Origin of the sequence: Mesorhizobium sp. M0208 (genome assembly GCF_040322015.1) — a bacterium.
Classification (GTDB): domain Bacteria; phylum Pseudomonadota; class Alphaproteobacteria; order Rhizobiales; family Rhizobiaceae; genus Mesorhizobium.
On record NZ_JAMYSP010000002.1, the window covers coordinates 179,366 to 194,338 of the forward strand.

A 14,973-nucleotide genomic window follows, 5' to 3' on the forward strand; every position below is an offset into this window, starting at 1 on the left:
CCGGCGGACCGATCCGTCCACTCCGTCCGTCGGTATCGTGAACCACCCTGCGAGGCGGTCAAATCGCGCGGAAACTAGGTCTTTTGCTCCGGCGTTGCAACACCTATAAGGGCGCTGCCAGTGAGACCTTTTGCCACTTTTGTCCCCCTCTTTTTCGAGCCCCTGCCCGCCTCATGTCCACGCTCATCCTGATCCCGGCCCGCATGGCCTCGACCCGCCTGCCGGGCAAGCCGCTGGCCGATATTGCCGGCACTCCGATGATCGTCCACGTCGCCCGCCGTGCTGCCGAGGCGGGGCTCGGCCGGGTGGTCGTCGCCACCGATACGCAAGGCGTTGCGGAGGCGGTGCGCGCGCATGGCTTCGAGGCGGTGATGACGCGGGCGGACCACGAAACCGGTTCCGACCGCATCTTCGAAGCCCTGACCATTCTCGACCCCGGCAAGACGGTCGAGACGATCGTCAATGTGCAGGGCGATCTGCCGACCATCGACCCCCTTGTTATCGGAGCCGCGCGGAAGCCTTTCGAGAACGCAGCGGTGGATATCGCCACGCTCTGCGTCGAGATCGTCCGCGATGAGGAAAAGACCAATCCGAACGTCGTCAAGCTGGTCGGCTCGCCACTCTCGACGACGCGGCTCAGGGCGCTCTATTTCACCCGCGCCACCGCCCCTTGGGGCGAAGGCCCGCTCTACCATCATATCGGCCTCTATGCCTATCGCCGCGCCGCACTTGAACGCTTCGTTGCGCTAAGGCCGTCGCCTCTGGAGCGCCGCGAGCGGCTGGAGCAGTTGCGGGCGCTGGAGGCTGGCATGCGCATCGATGCGGAGATCGTGCAGTCGGTGCCGCTTGGCGTCGATACGCCGGACGATCTCGAACGCGCCAGGGCGCTCCTTTCCAACTAAGAAATTCTTCCCCCAATTCCCGAGACTCCGCGCATGCCTGAAAAGACCAACAAAATATCCTTCCAGGGCGAGCCGGGCGCCAATTCCGACACCGCCTGCCGCAACATGTTCCCGTCGATGGAGCCGTTGCCGTGCCCGACCTTCGAGGACGCCTTCAACGCCGTCGAGACCGGCAAGGCCGATCTGGCCATGATCCCGATCGAGAACACCATTGCCGGCCGCGTCGCCGACATCCATCACCTCTTGCCGGAATCGAAGCTGCACATCATCGGCGAATACTTTCTGCCGATCCACTTCCAGCTGATGGTGCTGCCGGGCGTCAGGCGCGACGAGATCAGGACCGTGCACAGCCACATCCACGCGCTCGGCCAATGCCGCAAATACATCCGCAAGAACGGTTGGAAGGCGGCGGTTGCCGGCGACACCGCGGGCGCCGCCAAGATGGTCGCCGCGATGAAGGACCGCACCATGGCCGCGCTGGCGCCGGCGCTGGCCTCGACCCTGTACGGGCTCGACATCATCGAGGAGAATGTCGAGGACACCGACAGCAACGTCACCCGCTTCGTGGTGCTGACCAAGAACAAGCAATGGGCCGAACGTCCCTCGGCCGACGCCAAGATGATGACGACCTTCATCTTCCGCGTCCGCAACGTGCCGGCGGCGCTCTACAAGGCGATGGGCGGGTTTGCCACTAACGGCATCAACATGACCAAGCTGGAAAGCTACCAGCTCGGCGCGTTTACAGCGACGCTATTCTACGCCGACATAGAGGGCCATCCCGACGATCCGCTGGTGAAGCTGGCACTCGACGAGTTGCGCTTTTTCTCGCGCGAAATGCGCATTCTCGGCGTCTATCCCGCCAGCGCCTCGCGCGAGCAGTGGAAGGTGGCGGATTAGGATCCGGTCAGGTCAGGCCGAGCTTGTTCTTTTTGGCCGGCTTGCCGCATTCGCGGCGGGCAATCGACCGGTTCATGGCGTCGATCTTGCCGCTTGCCTGGTCGGCGTCGCGCTTGGCTTTTGAGCGCATATCCGGCGTGAACGGGCCAAAGCCCGTCGCCGGGTTGGAGAAGGACGGCTTGGCGTCCACCGGCAGATGATATTGCTGCGCCAGGCCGTTTCGTTGCGCCAGCAATTGATCGCAAGGCACCTTGTCATATAGCAGCGAGGACTGGACGTTTTCGTCCTGCCGTTCCGACATCGAATTGCCGACGCAGCCGGCCATCGCCAGGCAAGATGCCAAGACCGTCATGTTCCAGCGCATGAACGTGCTCCTTGTCCTTCGCAGCTGCAGGTTCTCATGCGCAGCGGCAGAAGTCTTAGCCAGATTTTACGCTGCCGGAAAGCAAGCTTGCCACTACGGCCAGCCCTTCGACCGGTTCGCGGCGATCCTGCCGGATGATCGTTGCCTGTAGCGACAGGATCGAAAAGCCGTCGGCATCCAGAACCCGCTCTACATAGCCTCGCGAATGCGCGTAGCGGCGCGACGGCTGCAGAGCGAAGCCGGCGCTGTCAGACGATTCTCCGCCCGGGAGCGTCTCGACGGAGAACGCAAACAGACCGCCGCCGGCAAGCATTCCGGCAATCTTGTTTACCACCCTGCCGAGTGCGCCGACATAGATGAACACATCGGCCGCCGTCACCAGATCGGCTTTCGGGCCAGAATAGCAAAAATCCTGCAGGTCCGTCTTGACGAGCAGATCGTAGAGGCCTTTGGCGCGCGCCTGCCGCAGCATGCCGGCCGAGATGTCGTAACCCTCCAGCCGATCGGCGATCGGCCGCAGCTTCTGGCCCATGAGGCCGGTGCCGCAGCCGAGATCGAGTGCCAGCGAAAACCGGCCCGGCCGTGCTGCCCGAATGGCGCGGTCGAGGCATTCGGGCAGACGGTAGCCGAGCCTGTCGACCAGCTCACCCTCGAAGCTTTCGGCATAGTGGTCGTAAAGCGTCTCGACAAAGGCGCTGGGCGGCGCCTGGGCAGCCGCTGCCCTGCCGATCAATTGCAGCTTGAGCACCGCGCCGAGCCTGTCCGCCGGGTCGAGCCGCAGTGCTGTCGTCCAGGCCTGCGCGGCACGATCGGGCGCGCCCGCCGCTTCCTGCATCTCGCCGAGGCGGAACCAGCCGGCTGGCCATTGCGGCGCCAGTTCGAGCGCGCCGAGCAGCAATTCCGCGGCTGCAGCATGATCGCCGGATGCATAGAGCATTTCGGCATAGTCGGCGCGGCGGTCGGCGTTCAAATCGCCGGACGAGGTCTGGAGCGGTTTCATCGTGATCGAGTTCCGCCGGGTGTTTGCAGCCGGCTTGCGCTCTATGCTGGAGTCAGCAGTGACTTACAACAGGCTTCCCGCGCCGGAATTAGCGCCTATCTTGGGGCCATGCGCGCCAGCGACCTGCTTCATCCCCGGCCGGAAGGGCTGTATTGCCCGCCCGGCGATTTCTTCATCGACCCGGTGCGGCCGGTCAACCGGGCGCTGATCACGCATGGCCATTCCGACCATGCCCGCTCCGGCCACCGCTCGGTAATGGCGACGCAGCAGACGCTCGATATTATGGGGCTGCGTTACGGCGAAGGTTTTGCCGGAACGACGCAAGCCGCCGTGCTCGGCGAGACGATTGCGCTTGGCGGTGTGGCCGTCAGCTTTCACCCGGCCGGCCATGTGCTGGGCTCGGCGCAGATCAAGGTCGCGCATCAGGGCACATGCATCGTCGCGTCCGGCGACTATAAGCGCCAGAAGGACGCGACCTGCGAGCCGTTCGAGCCGCTCAAATGCGACGTCTTCATCACCGAGGCGACGTTCGGCCTGCCGGTGTTCCGGCATCCGCCCGATACAGAAGAGATCGCGCGGCTGCTGAAATCGACCGAGCAGTTTCCCGAGCGCACGCACCTGGTCGGCGCCTATGCACTCGGCAAGGCGCAGCGCGTCATGCGTCTGCTGCGCGATGCCGGCTACGAAAAGCCGATCTACATCCATGGCGCGCTGGCCAAGCTCAGCGAGTATTACCAGGGCGAGAATATCGATCTCGGAACATTGGAACCGGCAACCGTCGAGACCGGCGCGAAAAGCGACTTTGCCGGTGCAATCGTCGTCGGCCCGCCATCCGCCTTCGCCGATCGCTGGGCGCGGCGTTTTCCCGATCCGATGTCGTGCTTCGCCTCAGGCTGGATGCGCATCCGCCAGCGCGCCAAGCAGGGCGGCGTCGAGCTGCCGCTGATGATCTCCGATCACTCCGACTGGGACGAGCTGACAACAACGATCAAGGAGACCGGCGCGGAAGAAATCTGGGTGACGCATGGCCGCGAGGAGGCGCTGGTGCGCTGGTGCGAACTCGAAGGCATCGCCGCCAGGCCGCTGCATCTGGTTGGCTATGAGGACGAGGGCGATTGATGGCAATTGTTGAACCACCAATCGCGGGCGCCGCGATCCTTCAACCCCCCCTCTGGCCTGCCGGCCATCTCCCCCGCAAGGGGGGAGATTGGCTTCTTCGCCGCCGCGCTCATTCCTGCGACGTTCGAGATTGGCGAAACCAGTCGCGACATCCGATCTCCCCCCTCGTGGGGGAGATGTCCGGCAGGACAGAGGGGGGCGCGAAGGATCGCAAACTTCCCCCCTTGGCGCTCCGCTCATGAACCGCTTCGCCGAGCTTCTTGACCGGCTGGTGCTGACGCCGTCGCGCAACGGCAAGCTGACGCTTTTGACCGACTATTTCCGCAGCGTCGAGGATCCGGATCGCGGGCTGGCGCTGGCGGCCATTACCGGCGATCTTTCCATCGCCGCGGTCAAGCCGGCAATGCTGCGCACGCTGGTCGTCGAGCGCATGGATCCCGTGCTGTTCGGCTATTCCTACGACTATGTCGGCGACCTGGCCGAGACCGTGTCGCTGGTCTGGCCGCAAGCGCCTCTCGATATTGCGAACCACGCGCCGACGCTGGCCGAGGTGGTGGCCAAGCTGCAGGCGGCAAGCCGTTCCGACGGGCCGCAGGTGCTGGCCCGGCTGCTCGACAGCGCCAGCACGTCTGCGCGCTTTGCTATCATAAAGCTGGTCACCGGCGGCCTGCGCATCGGTGTCTCGGCGCGGCTCGCCAAGCAGGCGCTGGCCGACTTCGGCAAGGTCGATATCGCCGAGATCGAGGAACTCTGGCACGGGCTGACGCCGCCTTATACGGCTCTGTTCGCCTGGCTGGAGGGCAAGGCGGAAAAACCCAGGAAGACGGCGCTGGCGCTGTTCAGACCAGTGATGCTGTCGAACGCCGTCGGCGACGGCGACCTCGAAAAGCAGGACCCGGCCGACTACGCGGCCGAATGGAAATGGGACGGCATCCGCGTCCAGGCGGTGTGTGAAGGCGGCATTCGCCGGCTCTATTCGCGCACCGGTGACGATGTCTCCGGCGCCTTTCCGGATCTTGCCGAGGCGATGGATTTTTCAGGCGCCCTCGACGGCGAGCTTCTGGTCGGTGACCCCAGGCAGGCGACGGGCACGTTCTCGGACCTGCAGCAGCGGCTGAACCGCAAGAGCGTGTCACCCAAGATCCAGCAGCAATACCCCGCCTTCATGCGCTGCTACGATGCGCTGCAGATTGGTGACGAGGATGTGCGGGGATTGCCCTTCCGCCAACGACGCGGCCGGCTCGAGGCCTTCGTGAGGACACTCGATCCGAGTCGCTTCGATCTGTCGCCGCTGGTCGAATTCACCACCTGGCAGGCGCTGGAGGAATTGCGCCGCAAGCCGCTGCATCCGGTCATCGAAGGCGTCATGCTGAAGCGCTGGGATTCGCCCTATGTGGCCGGGCGGCCGAAGGGCCCGTGGTTCAAATGGAAGCGCGATCCGCACACGGTCGACGCCGTGCTGATGTACGCCCAGCGCGGCCACGGCAAACGCTCGAGCTTCTATTCCGACTACACATTCGGCGTCTGGTCCGGGCCGGAAGGATCGGAGGAGCTGGTGCCGGTGGGAAAAGCCTATTTCGGCTTCACCGACGAGGAACTGAGGCAAATCGACAAATATGTCCGCGACAATACGATTGAGCGCTTTGGCCCGGTGCGCTCGGTACGGGCCGATCGCAGACAGGGCCTGGTGCTGGAGGTGGCGTTCGAAGGGCTCAACCGTTCGACGCGGCACAAATCCGGCGTCGCCATGCGCTTTCCGCGCATTTCGCGGCTGCGCTGGGACAAGCCGGCGGCGGAAGCCGACCGCATCGAGACGCTGCAGGCGCTGCTCGATAGTTAATGCATGTCGCGCAAAAGCGTGCAGCGGTTTTGCGGTAACGACATGCATCAAAACAAGAACCTAAACTGCGTCGCATGAGGCCCGTCCGAACGCGACGTGCTTTACGGAACGACCGAGACGCGAATCTCGTAGATGTCGACCGACTTGCCCTGCTTGTCGAAGTCGGAATTGATGGCGATGGTGCCGGCAGCACCCGGATGCTTGTCGGGAAAGCGCACGTCGAACAGATATTCATTGCGCTCGCGACCGACGGCATAGCGCTTGCGGCCGCAGTCGCCGAGTTCGCCGAAATTGCAATCGACGGAAATCTGCGTCTCCTGGCCCTCCTCGGAGCGCGCGATGATGTCGAATGTGGCATGCTTGCCGGCGAGTTTTTCCAGCACGCCTTGCCCGACGTCGAAGCTGATGGCCGAACCGGATGCACCCGAGCGGATGCGCAGGAAGGAACCGCTTTCGTCCTGGATAACGTCGGCCTTGGCGTCCGACGGTGCATTGACCTGCGTCGGGTCACCCGGCGAAAACACGTTGATCCAGTCGCGCGCCTGGTCCGCCTCGCCCTGCTTTGGCGGCGAAGCGGTGTTGTCCGGCGTGAAATCATCGCCGTCGACCGTTGGCGGCGCTTCCGGCGGCGCCGTGTCGAGTTCGGTCGCCGATTTGAAGACGCCGGTCTGGTTGGCGAAATAAAGGCCGATGCCGGCGGCTGCGAGCAGCGTCACGCCGAAGAAGATCGCGGTCAAAGGCAGGCGCCGCCGCCTCGCCCGCCGGTCGTCGCGGTCGGGCGTCACTTCCGCGTCGTCGGTTTCGGCTTCGGTCGGAGCCGAGGCCCCCATGTCGATCACCGGCGCCTCGGGAACAGGCGCATCGGGCATTATGTCCGGGACGACCGGCAGGACGCGCGACCGGGGCGCATCGGATTCGGGCGGCTGCGGCGGACCGTCAACGACGACATCGGGCGACGGCGCGGGCTCGGCTTCGGCCGGAGGCTCCACCTCCGGTGCTGCCTCCAAACTGTCGGTCGGCGCGGCGACGTCGGTAACCGCCGGCAGGAATTCCGATTCGATTTCGGTGATCTTCGCCTGGACCGCCTTGCGGCGCTTGATGGCGACTTCCACGGTGACGTTTGGATTGGCCTGCAGGGCACGGTCGAGTGCCGCGAAAGCCGATCGGTAGACCCGCTCGCGAAACGCCCGGTCGTCGGCATTGCCTTTCTCAAAGGCGTTGCGGATCGCTTTTTCGATCGCGTCCAAACGAATTCCCTCTGCAATTCCACTCACATTGTCATGATCGTTAGCCGCAGGCGACCAATCAATCAACAAGCGAGCGGCTGCATTCTGCCTTGCCGAGGGATACAAAGCTCATTTCGGCGGTTTTCGGTAAAGAAATCAACCTTTTTCGCTGATTTTTCCGTCACGGCCCCGACGTGACGGACGGGGCGGCCTGCCGATACGGCATCGCATCGGCGCGGCGGCTGCCCTTGCGCCCGGCCTGGGACGGAGACGAATTGCTCGTCCTGAATTCGCGCAGCCATCTTGAATTCGCGGCCGGTTGCGTCTATCACCCAGCCCATCTTGGAAGCACGGCTTCCCGGGCCGCTTTAGCTCAGTTGGTAGAGCACATCATTCGTAATGATGGGGTCGCGTGTTCGAGTCACGCAAGCGGCACCAGTTATCCTTGGAATTGCCGGCAAATTTAGCCTGTCTGTTAGAAAGTTATTTGGACGCAAGCCCAAATAAGCGAAATCCATGTCCGTAACCGACACGTCGGGCAGTCCGGATTTCCAGGGTGCCCTTCGTAGACTGCCGCGTCGAAGGCGACATGGACGACAGACTGAGTTGCAGCCGGGTCGAAGGAGCGCCTCACCTCACCGGATTGTCGCCCAGCGACGCCACGGTCTTCAGCGCGCCGTCGAGCATGTCGCCCTTCTCGTCCTTCAGCGCCGCTTCGCGCAGGCGCCGGATCCAGTCGGCGGCGTCCGGGCGGCCCTTGACCAGGTCGAGCGCCGACAGCACCCGGTCGAATTTCGACTGCGCGCGGGCGTGGGTGTCGCTGTAACCCTTGATCAGCCGGCGGCAGTTGAGGATCTCCGTACCAAGCGCGTAGTCCTGGCCGACTTGGCCCAGCGCCAGCGCATACCAGCGATCGAGATGCGCGGTCTCGACCTTGTGGCGCAACAGGCGGCGGCGCCAGCGGCGCAGGCCGCCGATGAACCACAAAGCGGCAAAGCCGGCGAAACTGTCGGTGCGGATGTGGCGGCCGCGATTGATGCGGCGGTCGAGAAAGGCGGCGAGCTTCGGCCGGTCCTCGATGTAGCTGCCGAGCCCGGCCGGCAGCGTGCCGCAGAATTCCTCGATGCGTGGATGGAAATATTCGGTCACCTGCAGGACTGAGCCTTGCTTGACACCGACTTCGCGGCGTACGCGCTGGTCGCGCGTCGAGCGTGTCTTCAGATCGGCGACGCGGATCATGTCGTCGTAGCACATGGCGTTGGCCAGATGCTTGGCCGCGGCGATCGACAGCACGTAGTCGTGGTCGGCATTGTCCAGGACGACCGCCCGGTCGAGCCGGTCGAGATACTCGCCGCCATAGGCGACGTCCTGGTAGTCGACGACTTTTTTCAGGCCGCGAAGCGCCATGTCGTGCACGGGTAAAGGCAAAGCAGCGACGCGCGCCGCCAGTTGTTGCCAGCCCTTCAACAGGCTTTCCGGGCCGCTGACATTTGTCGCCGCGGCCGAGCGGGTTTCAGCGGCCGCCGGCTGTGCAGTCTTGTCGCCCGAAGGCGCACTCGCGATGGCGCGCGCCCGATCGTAGGCGGCGGCGAAGGCGGCGAGGCTTGCCTTGACGCCGCGGCCGCCGGCGCCGATGGCCTGCTCATAGCTCTCGCGTGTGAACGGCAAGGCATCGGACCCGGCCAGCGCGCCGAGCAGGCTGGCCGAGATCATCGAGCCGTTATCGACGGCGATCTTCTCCATGTCGAAGGCGATGAAGCGCTTGGCCGCGGCTTCAGCCGTGGCGTGCACCTTCGAGGACGATGCGCGGCCGTCGCCGGGTTCGATCTTCTCGGAGACCGCTGCGATGCGGTGCGACGAGGCGATCAGCGTGGTGCGCTCCGGCGTGACGAACCCGCGGATGATGGCGCGGCCGGCTTCCATCAGTTCGGCGGCGATCAATATATCGACGTCGCCCTGCGACGGCGACAGCGCGAAGACCGGCAGCCGGCCGGTGTCGCGGCACATTTCGACATAATAGATGGTGGCGCCGGTGCGCTGGGCGACGCCGGCAACCGAGGTCGATTGGGCGACGTAGCCGTTGCGCTCGGCGACGTCGGTGATCCAGTCGGCCAGCACGCCGCCGCCCTGGCCGCCGACCGCCAGCACGGCAAGCTTTATGACGCGCTCATCGTCCAGCGCGCCGGCCTTGGAACGGGTTGATGGGACAGCGTCAAGCATCGGCAAATATCAGCCGCCGGCTTTCGCGGCGGCGCTGCAAGAGGCGGATCGTGGCGCGCCGCGCGGTTTCAAGCAAACGGTCCCAGCGGCTTGGATTATGCACCACGTCGGCGCGGTAGAAGGATGGGCACAGCACCGCCGCATCGGCAACCTCGCCGCAATTGCCGCAGCCGACGCAGCTCTGATCGATATGCGCCACCGGATCATCGCGCAGCGGGTCATCGAGCGACTTCACCGACAGCGACGGACAGCCGGAGAGCCGCATGCAGGCATGGTCGCCGGTGCAGATGTCCTCGTCGACGCCGAATTTCGGCTTGACGACCCGCTCACCGCCCTTGATCGCCTTGTCGACCAAAGGCTTCTCGCGACGCTGGCGGTTGAGCATGCATTCGGACGAGGCGACGATGACTTTCGGGCCCTTCTCGTCCGTCGTCAGCGCCTCGCGCAGCGTGTCCTGCATCCTGGTCACATCATAGGTGCGGTCGATGTGGCGCAGCCATTTGACGCCCATGCCTTTCACCGCCTCGGTGATCGGATGCTTGGTCGACTTCGTCTTGTTGCCGGCGCGGGAGGAAAGGATATCCTGCCCTCCCGTCGCCGCCGAATAGAAATTATCGACGATGACGATGACGCCATCGTTCTTGTTGAACACGGCATTGCCGATCGAGGACGTCAGGCCGTTGTGCCAGAAGCCGCCGTCGCCGACGAAGGAGATCGAGCGGCGCTTGGCATCGGGCGAGTTGAACGCCGAGGCCGAGGCCGGCCCCAGCCCGTAGCCCATGGTGGTGGCACCGAGCTCGAAAGGCGGCATGATCGAGAACAAATGACAGCCGATGTCGGAGGCGATGTGGTGCTTGCCCAGCTCCTGCTCGACCAGCTTGGTGGCGGCGAAGATCGGCCGCTCCGGGCAGCCGACGCAGAAGCCGGGCGGCCGGCCCGGGACGACGTTGATCAGGTCGGCGGTGTCGAGCCCGTCGCCGATCTTGTTGGGCGCGCGGACCTCGCTTGGCAGCAGATGCGGGATGGTGGCACGCAGGAACGATCCGATGCCGTCGAGCATCACCTGGCCGGTATATTCGCCGGCCATAGGCAGATGTTCCTTGCCAACGAGCTTGGTGCCGCGGCCGGCCTTGTGCAGCATCGCGGCAAAGGCCTGTTCGATGTAGTTGGGCTGGCCTTCCTCGACGACGAGCACGGCGTCCTTGCCTTCGCAGAAGGACAGGAATTCGTCATCGACCAGCGGGTAGACGGCGTTCAGCACATAGAGCGGCACGTCGGTGTCGCCATAGGTGTCGGCGAGGCCGAGCCGCTGCAGCGCCCGGATGACCGAATTGTACATGCCGCCCTGCATGACGATGCCGACCGAGCCGTGCTCCGGGCCGAAAAACTCGTTGATCTTATTGGTACGGATGAAATCGACCGCCGCCGGCCAGCGTTTCTGCACCTTTTCTTTCTCGTGCAGGAAGGACGCGGGCGGCAGCACGATGCGGCCGGTGTCGCGGCGCGGCGCCTCGAGCGCATCGGCCACCGTCATCGCCGGGCGCTTGTTGTCCTTGGCGATGAAATGGCCGTGGACATGGCAGCAGCGAATGCGGACCTGCAGCATGACCGGCGTGTTGGAAACCTCGGACAGCTCGAAGCCGTCCTCCACCGTCTTGACGATCGACGGCAGGTTCGGGCGCGGGTCGAGCAGCCAGACCTGACTCTTCATGGCGAAGGCGTGGCTGCGCTCCTGCATGATCGAGGAGCCTTCGCCGTAATCCTCGCCGACGATGATCAATGCACCGCCGGTGACGCCGCCGGAAGCGAGATTGGCGAGCGCGTCGGAGGCGACATTGGTGCCGACCGTAGACTTGAAGGTGGCCGCGCCACGGATCGGATAGTGCACCGATGCCGCCAGCATGGCGGTGGCGGTGGCTTCCGAGGCGCTCGCCTCGAAATGCACGCCGAGCTCGCCCAGAATATCCTGCGCGTCGGCCAGCACGTCCATCAAATGGCTGATCGGTGCACCCTGATAGCCGCCGACATAGCCGACGCCGCATTGCAGCAGCGCCTTGGTGAGGGCGAGAATGCCTTCGCCGGAAAACTCCTCGCCGGCGCCGAGCCTGAGCTTTTCGACTTCCTTGGCAAAAGACCGTTCGGCCATTTTGGACTCCTTCCGTTGCCGCCGGGATCCGGCGGCGCGTAAGCTTAGATGTCGTGCTTGCGAATGTTCTTCAGCATCTTCTGCAATGTCGCGATCAGCGCCGCGTATTCGGCATCGTCGACATCGTCGAACATTGCCTCGAAAGCATCGTGCATGGCCGGCCAGGCGCGCGCGAACTCGGCGCGGCCATCGTCGGTCAGGAACACATGGCGGATACGGCTGTCGGTGACCCCCTGCTCGCGCCGAACAAACCCTTGCCCCTCCAGCGTGTCGAGCGTGCGGCTCAAGGTCGACTGCTCGATGACGGTATAGACCGAGAGATCGTTGACGGTGACGCCATCGGTGACCGACAACACGGCGAGCGTGCGCACCTGCGGAATGGTCAGGCCTTGCTTGCGGAAATTGTCGCGCAGCGTGGCGTTGTAGCGGCCCATGATGCGGTTCATCAGATAGGGCGCGAACTGCTGCAGGCCGATCTGGCCCAAAGTCGAGATGCGCTGGCGTTTTTCAACCTTCTGTTCCATCACAGCCTCCCCGCCACGAGAAAGCCGGAGCCGCCGCCCAAGCCAGCACCCGGATGGGTCGAGGCCCCGATGTGGTAGAGACCCCTGACCCCGGTTTCGTGATTGCGGCTCGTCTTGAGCGGCCGCCACAGAAACGACTGGTCGATGGTCGAGGAACCGCCATAGGGGTCGCCGCCGACCAGATTGATGTTCATCGCTTCCAGGTCAGCCGGCGAACAGGCGCGGCGCGCGATGACGCTGTTCTTGAACCCATCGATATGGCTGGCGAGGATCGCTTCGGCACGGTCGGCGTAGGCTTCGCGCAGCGCCTCGGTCCAGCGACCGTCTGCCGGTGTTTGCAGTTTGCCGGCGGCATCGCCCTTGATATGGCGTGGCGCCTCGGGCAGTTGCAGCCACAGGATCGCCTTGCCGTCCGGGCAGCGCGATGGGTCGAGCGCGTGCGGCTGGCCGACGCAGATGGTCGGCACCTCCGGCAGCATGCCGCGCACGGCTTCGTTGCAGGCCTTCGAGACGCCGTCGAGCCCCGGTGTCAGATGCAGCAGCGCGACCTTGTCCAGGCCCTCGCCGCGCCATGCCGGCGGCTTGTCCAAGGCGTAGTGGATCTGGAAATCGCCCTTGCCATAGCGGTATTTTTGCGCTGCCTCGACGTCGGCTTTCGGCGCCGCGTCGCCGAGCAGCCGCTCGTAGAGCTGGGTCGGCGTGACCGAGCAGATGACGCTCTTGTTCACGCTGATCGTTTCGCCCGAAGCCAGCCGCACGCCGGCGGCGCGGCCGCCGCTTTGGACGATGGCCGCGACGTCGGCGCCGGTGCGGATTTCGCCGCCACGTTCCCTGATCAGGGCTTCGAAGGCAGACAGCAGATTCCTGGCGCCGCCCTTGACGATCGGCGCGCCGGCCGCTTCAAGCGCGAAGGCGATTACCTTGGCGATCTGGCCGGAGAACGCGTCCTCAGGCCCGAGGCCGGCATGCAGCACCCAGGGCGCCCACAGCGCGCGCATGGTTTCCGACTGGTAGGTGCTTTCCAACCAACCGCGCGCCGGCACCAGCGCGCTGCCGAGAAAGGCGGCAAGGCCGCGCGGGCCGCGCCGCCAGGCTTCGCCCGCCAGCAGCTTTGCCGTCGGGTAAGACCACAGGCTTCCGCCGAGCAGACCGAACAGCAGGCCAGCATTGCGCTCGATCTCGCCGACATCATTTGCGTGCCGGTCGCCGTCGCCCGCGGCAAGCGCATTGGCCGCCGTGACATTGGCGATACGATCGGTGCGCAGGATGGCGTGGCTGCCGTCCGGGCGCAGCACGCCGGTCGGCGTGGAGGTGTTGCAAAACTCCAGGCCGTGCCGCGCCAGATCCTTGCCCAGCGCCGCATAGGCCGGCGAGGTGATGAACAGGACAAAGGTCGTCGCCATCACGTCGTGGATGAAGCCGGGCGCGGTGATTTCTTCGGTGCGCATGCAGCCGCCGATGCGGTTGTTGCGCTCGAGCACCAGCACCTTCGCCTCCTTGCCGCCAAGCATCGCCGCGCAGACCAGCGCGTTGATGCCGCTGCCGACGATGATGTGATCGATATCGCTCATCGAGGGTTGCTCCGGGTGAGCGGAAGGTGGAATTCATTTGCGTGAATTGCCGTTCCCTCGCGCCCCCCTCTGTCCTGCCGGACATCTCCCTCACTTGGCGGGAGAACGGCTGTCACCGCGGCCTTCGACACTCTCCTACGTCGCAGGAATGAGCGAGGCGCCGAAACTGCCAATCTCCCCCCAAGTGAGGGAGATGTCCGGCAGGACAGGGGAGGGCGCCGTAGAGCCGCAGCCTTGCAAGACTGCCGCTCCCAACCCGTCACCACAGCATTGCCTGCAAGCATGATCTTCTCCCGAAGACCGCCAGTTGCCCTATTGTCTCGGCACGAGCGCCAGTGCGCGGATCGGGCTGCCGGTGCCGTGCTCGATCTTGAGCGGTGCGGCGATCAGGATCGCGCCCTTCGGCGGCAGCCGGTCGAGGTTGCACAGGCTGGCGAGCCCATAGCGGTTGGCCTTGTGCATCAGGCTGTGCGCCGGGAATGGCGGCTCCATTCCCCCTGCTTTGCCAGCATCCGTGCCGATCGTCTCGCTGCCCCAGCCCTTGATGTCCTTGCTGATCAGATACTGGATGGCCTCGGCCGTCGGTCCGGGCGTGTGCGGTCCGGTCTCATTGGCGTTGAGGAACTCGGCTTCCGAGCCGTTGCGCTTGTACCAGTCGGTGCGCATCACCACCCATTCGCCCGCGTTGATAGCGCCATGTTTGGCTTCCCAGGCCTTGATGTGGTCGACGGTGAGCAGGAAGTCGTGATCGGCGGCGGCTTGCTTCGAGCAGTCGATGACATTGACCGGGCCGACGAAATTCTGAACCGGAATGGTGTCGGTGGCACCGTCCGGATAATCCTTGCCGGTGATCCAGTGCTGCGGCGCGTCGAAATGCGTGCCCGAGTGTTCGCCGAGCTTCAGCCAGTTCCAGGCCCACCACGGACCGTTCTTGTCATAGTGGGAGATGGCGTGGATCTCGACCTTCGGCGTGTCCACCGCCAGCTCCGGCGGCAGCTTAATCAGCGGCGTGTTGGGCCCGAGCGGCGCCGTCAGGTCGACCACCTGGATGGCGCCTGAAAGAAGCTGGCCGGCGACGTCGCCGAGGAGTTGTTGTGTGTCCATGGTCTCTGTTCCCTCTTTCTCGATGGTTCTGAAGGCTCTCGCGGCCCTTAATATCCTACT

Annotated in this window: 12 protein-coding genes and 1 tRNA gene; 5 read left to right on the forward strand and 8 right to left on the reverse strand. The window is 64.7% G+C overall.

Annotated elements, in window-relative coordinates:
- The first annotated feature begins 173 nt into the window (after nucleotides 1-173).
- Both NKJ17_RS02915 and NKJ17_RS02920 read left to right on the forward strand, forming a co-directional pair.
- Nucleotides 174-902: a 3-deoxy-manno-octulosonate cytidylyltransferase gene (locus NKJ17_RS02915; protein ID WP_352686866.1), complete on the forward strand. Its 729-nt coding sequence runs from the start codon at nucleotides 174-176 to the stop codon at nucleotides 900-902.
- A 33-nt stretch (nucleotides 903-935) separates the two neighbouring features.
- The gene (locus NKJ17_RS02920; RefSeq protein WP_254816209.1) at nucleotides 936-1,799 is read left to right on the forward strand and encodes a prephenate dehydratase; all 864 of its coding nucleotides are present in this window, start codon (nucleotides 936-938) and stop codon (nucleotides 1,797-1,799) included.
- A gap of 7 nt (nucleotides 1,800-1,806) precedes the next feature.
- Here the strand turns inward: NKJ17_RS02920 and NKJ17_RS02925 are convergent, their stop codons facing one another.
- On the reverse strand, nucleotides 1,807-2,163 hold the full coding sequence (locus NKJ17_RS02925; protein ID WP_352476005.1) for a hypothetical protein: 357 nt from the start codon (nucleotides 2,161-2,163) through the stop codon (nucleotides 1,807-1,809).
- Nucleotides 2,164-2,218: 55 nt separating this feature from the next.
- Nucleotides 2,219-3,163: a class I SAM-dependent methyltransferase gene (locus tag NKJ17_RS02930; protein ID WP_352686870.1), complete on the reverse strand. Its 945-nt coding sequence runs from the start codon at nucleotides 3,161-3,163 to the stop codon at nucleotides 2,219-2,221.
- A 108-nt stretch (nucleotides 3,164-3,271) separates the two neighbouring features.
- On the opposite strand from NKJ17_RS02930, the gene NKJ17_RS02935 reads away from it, so the two are divergent.
- The gene (locus NKJ17_RS02935; RefSeq protein WP_352686873.1) at nucleotides 3,272-4,282 is read left to right on the forward strand and encodes a ligase-associated DNA damage response exonuclease; all 1,011 of its coding nucleotides are present in this window, start codon (nucleotides 3,272-3,274) and stop codon (nucleotides 4,280-4,282) included.
- 238 nt (nucleotides 4,283-4,520) lie between these two features.
- Nucleotides 4,521-6,122: a cisplatin damage response ATP-dependent DNA ligase gene (locus NKJ17_RS02940; protein ID WP_352686876.1), complete on the forward strand. Its 1,602-nt coding sequence runs from the start codon at nucleotides 4,521-4,523 to the stop codon at nucleotides 6,120-6,122.
- Between the two features lie 101 nt (nucleotides 6,123-6,223).
- Here the strand turns inward: NKJ17_RS02940 and NKJ17_RS02945 are convergent, their stop codons facing one another.
- The gene (locus NKJ17_RS02945) at nucleotides 6,224-7,369 is read right to left on the reverse strand and encodes a hypothetical protein (RefSeq protein ID WP_352686879.1); all 1,146 of its coding nucleotides are present in this window, start codon (nucleotides 7,367-7,369) and stop codon (nucleotides 6,224-6,226) included.
- 341 nt (nucleotides 7,370-7,710) lie between these two features.
- On the opposite strand from NKJ17_RS02945, the gene NKJ17_RS02950 reads away from it, so the two are divergent.
- A tRNA-Thr gene (locus NKJ17_RS02950) sits at nucleotides 7,711-7,786 on the forward strand.
- A 192-nt stretch (nucleotides 7,787-7,978) separates the two neighbouring features.
- Here NKJ17_RS02950 and NKJ17_RS02955 read toward each other — a convergent pair.
- The 5 genes from NKJ17_RS02955 to NKJ17_RS02975 form a co-directional block, all read right to left on the reverse strand.
- Nucleotides 7,979-9,568: an indolepyruvate oxidoreductase subunit beta family protein gene (locus NKJ17_RS02955; RefSeq protein WP_352686882.1), complete on the reverse strand. Its 1,590-nt coding sequence runs from the start codon at nucleotides 9,566-9,568 to the stop codon at nucleotides 7,979-7,981.
- On the reverse strand, nucleotides 9,561-11,714 hold the full coding sequence (locus NKJ17_RS02960; RefSeq protein ID WP_352686885.1) for a thiamine pyrophosphate-dependent enzyme: 2,154 nt from the start codon (nucleotides 11,712-11,714) through the stop codon (nucleotides 9,561-9,563). Before NKJ17_RS02960 ends, NKJ17_RS02955 begins: the two co-directional genes overlap by 8 nt.
- A 44-nt stretch (nucleotides 11,715-11,758) precedes the next feature.
- Complete coding sequence (locus tag NKJ17_RS02965) at nucleotides 11,759-12,238, reverse strand: MarR family winged helix-turn-helix transcriptional regulator (RefSeq protein WP_352455076.1); 480 nt, start codon at nucleotides 12,236-12,238, stop codon at nucleotides 11,759-11,761.
- Complete coding sequence (locus tag NKJ17_RS02970; RefSeq protein ID WP_352686888.1) at nucleotides 12,238-13,809, reverse strand: phytoene desaturase family protein; 1,572 nt, start codon at nucleotides 13,807-13,809, stop codon at nucleotides 12,238-12,240. The genes NKJ17_RS02965 and NKJ17_RS02970 overlap by 1 nt, the downstream gene beginning before the upstream one ends.
- A 312-nt stretch (nucleotides 13,810-14,121) precedes the next feature.
- Nucleotides 14,122-14,913: a cyclase family protein gene (locus NKJ17_RS02975; protein ID WP_352506100.1), complete on the reverse strand. Its 792-nt coding sequence runs from the start codon at nucleotides 14,911-14,913 to the stop codon at nucleotides 14,122-14,124.
- Nucleotides 14,914-14,973: the final 60 nt, after the last annotated feature.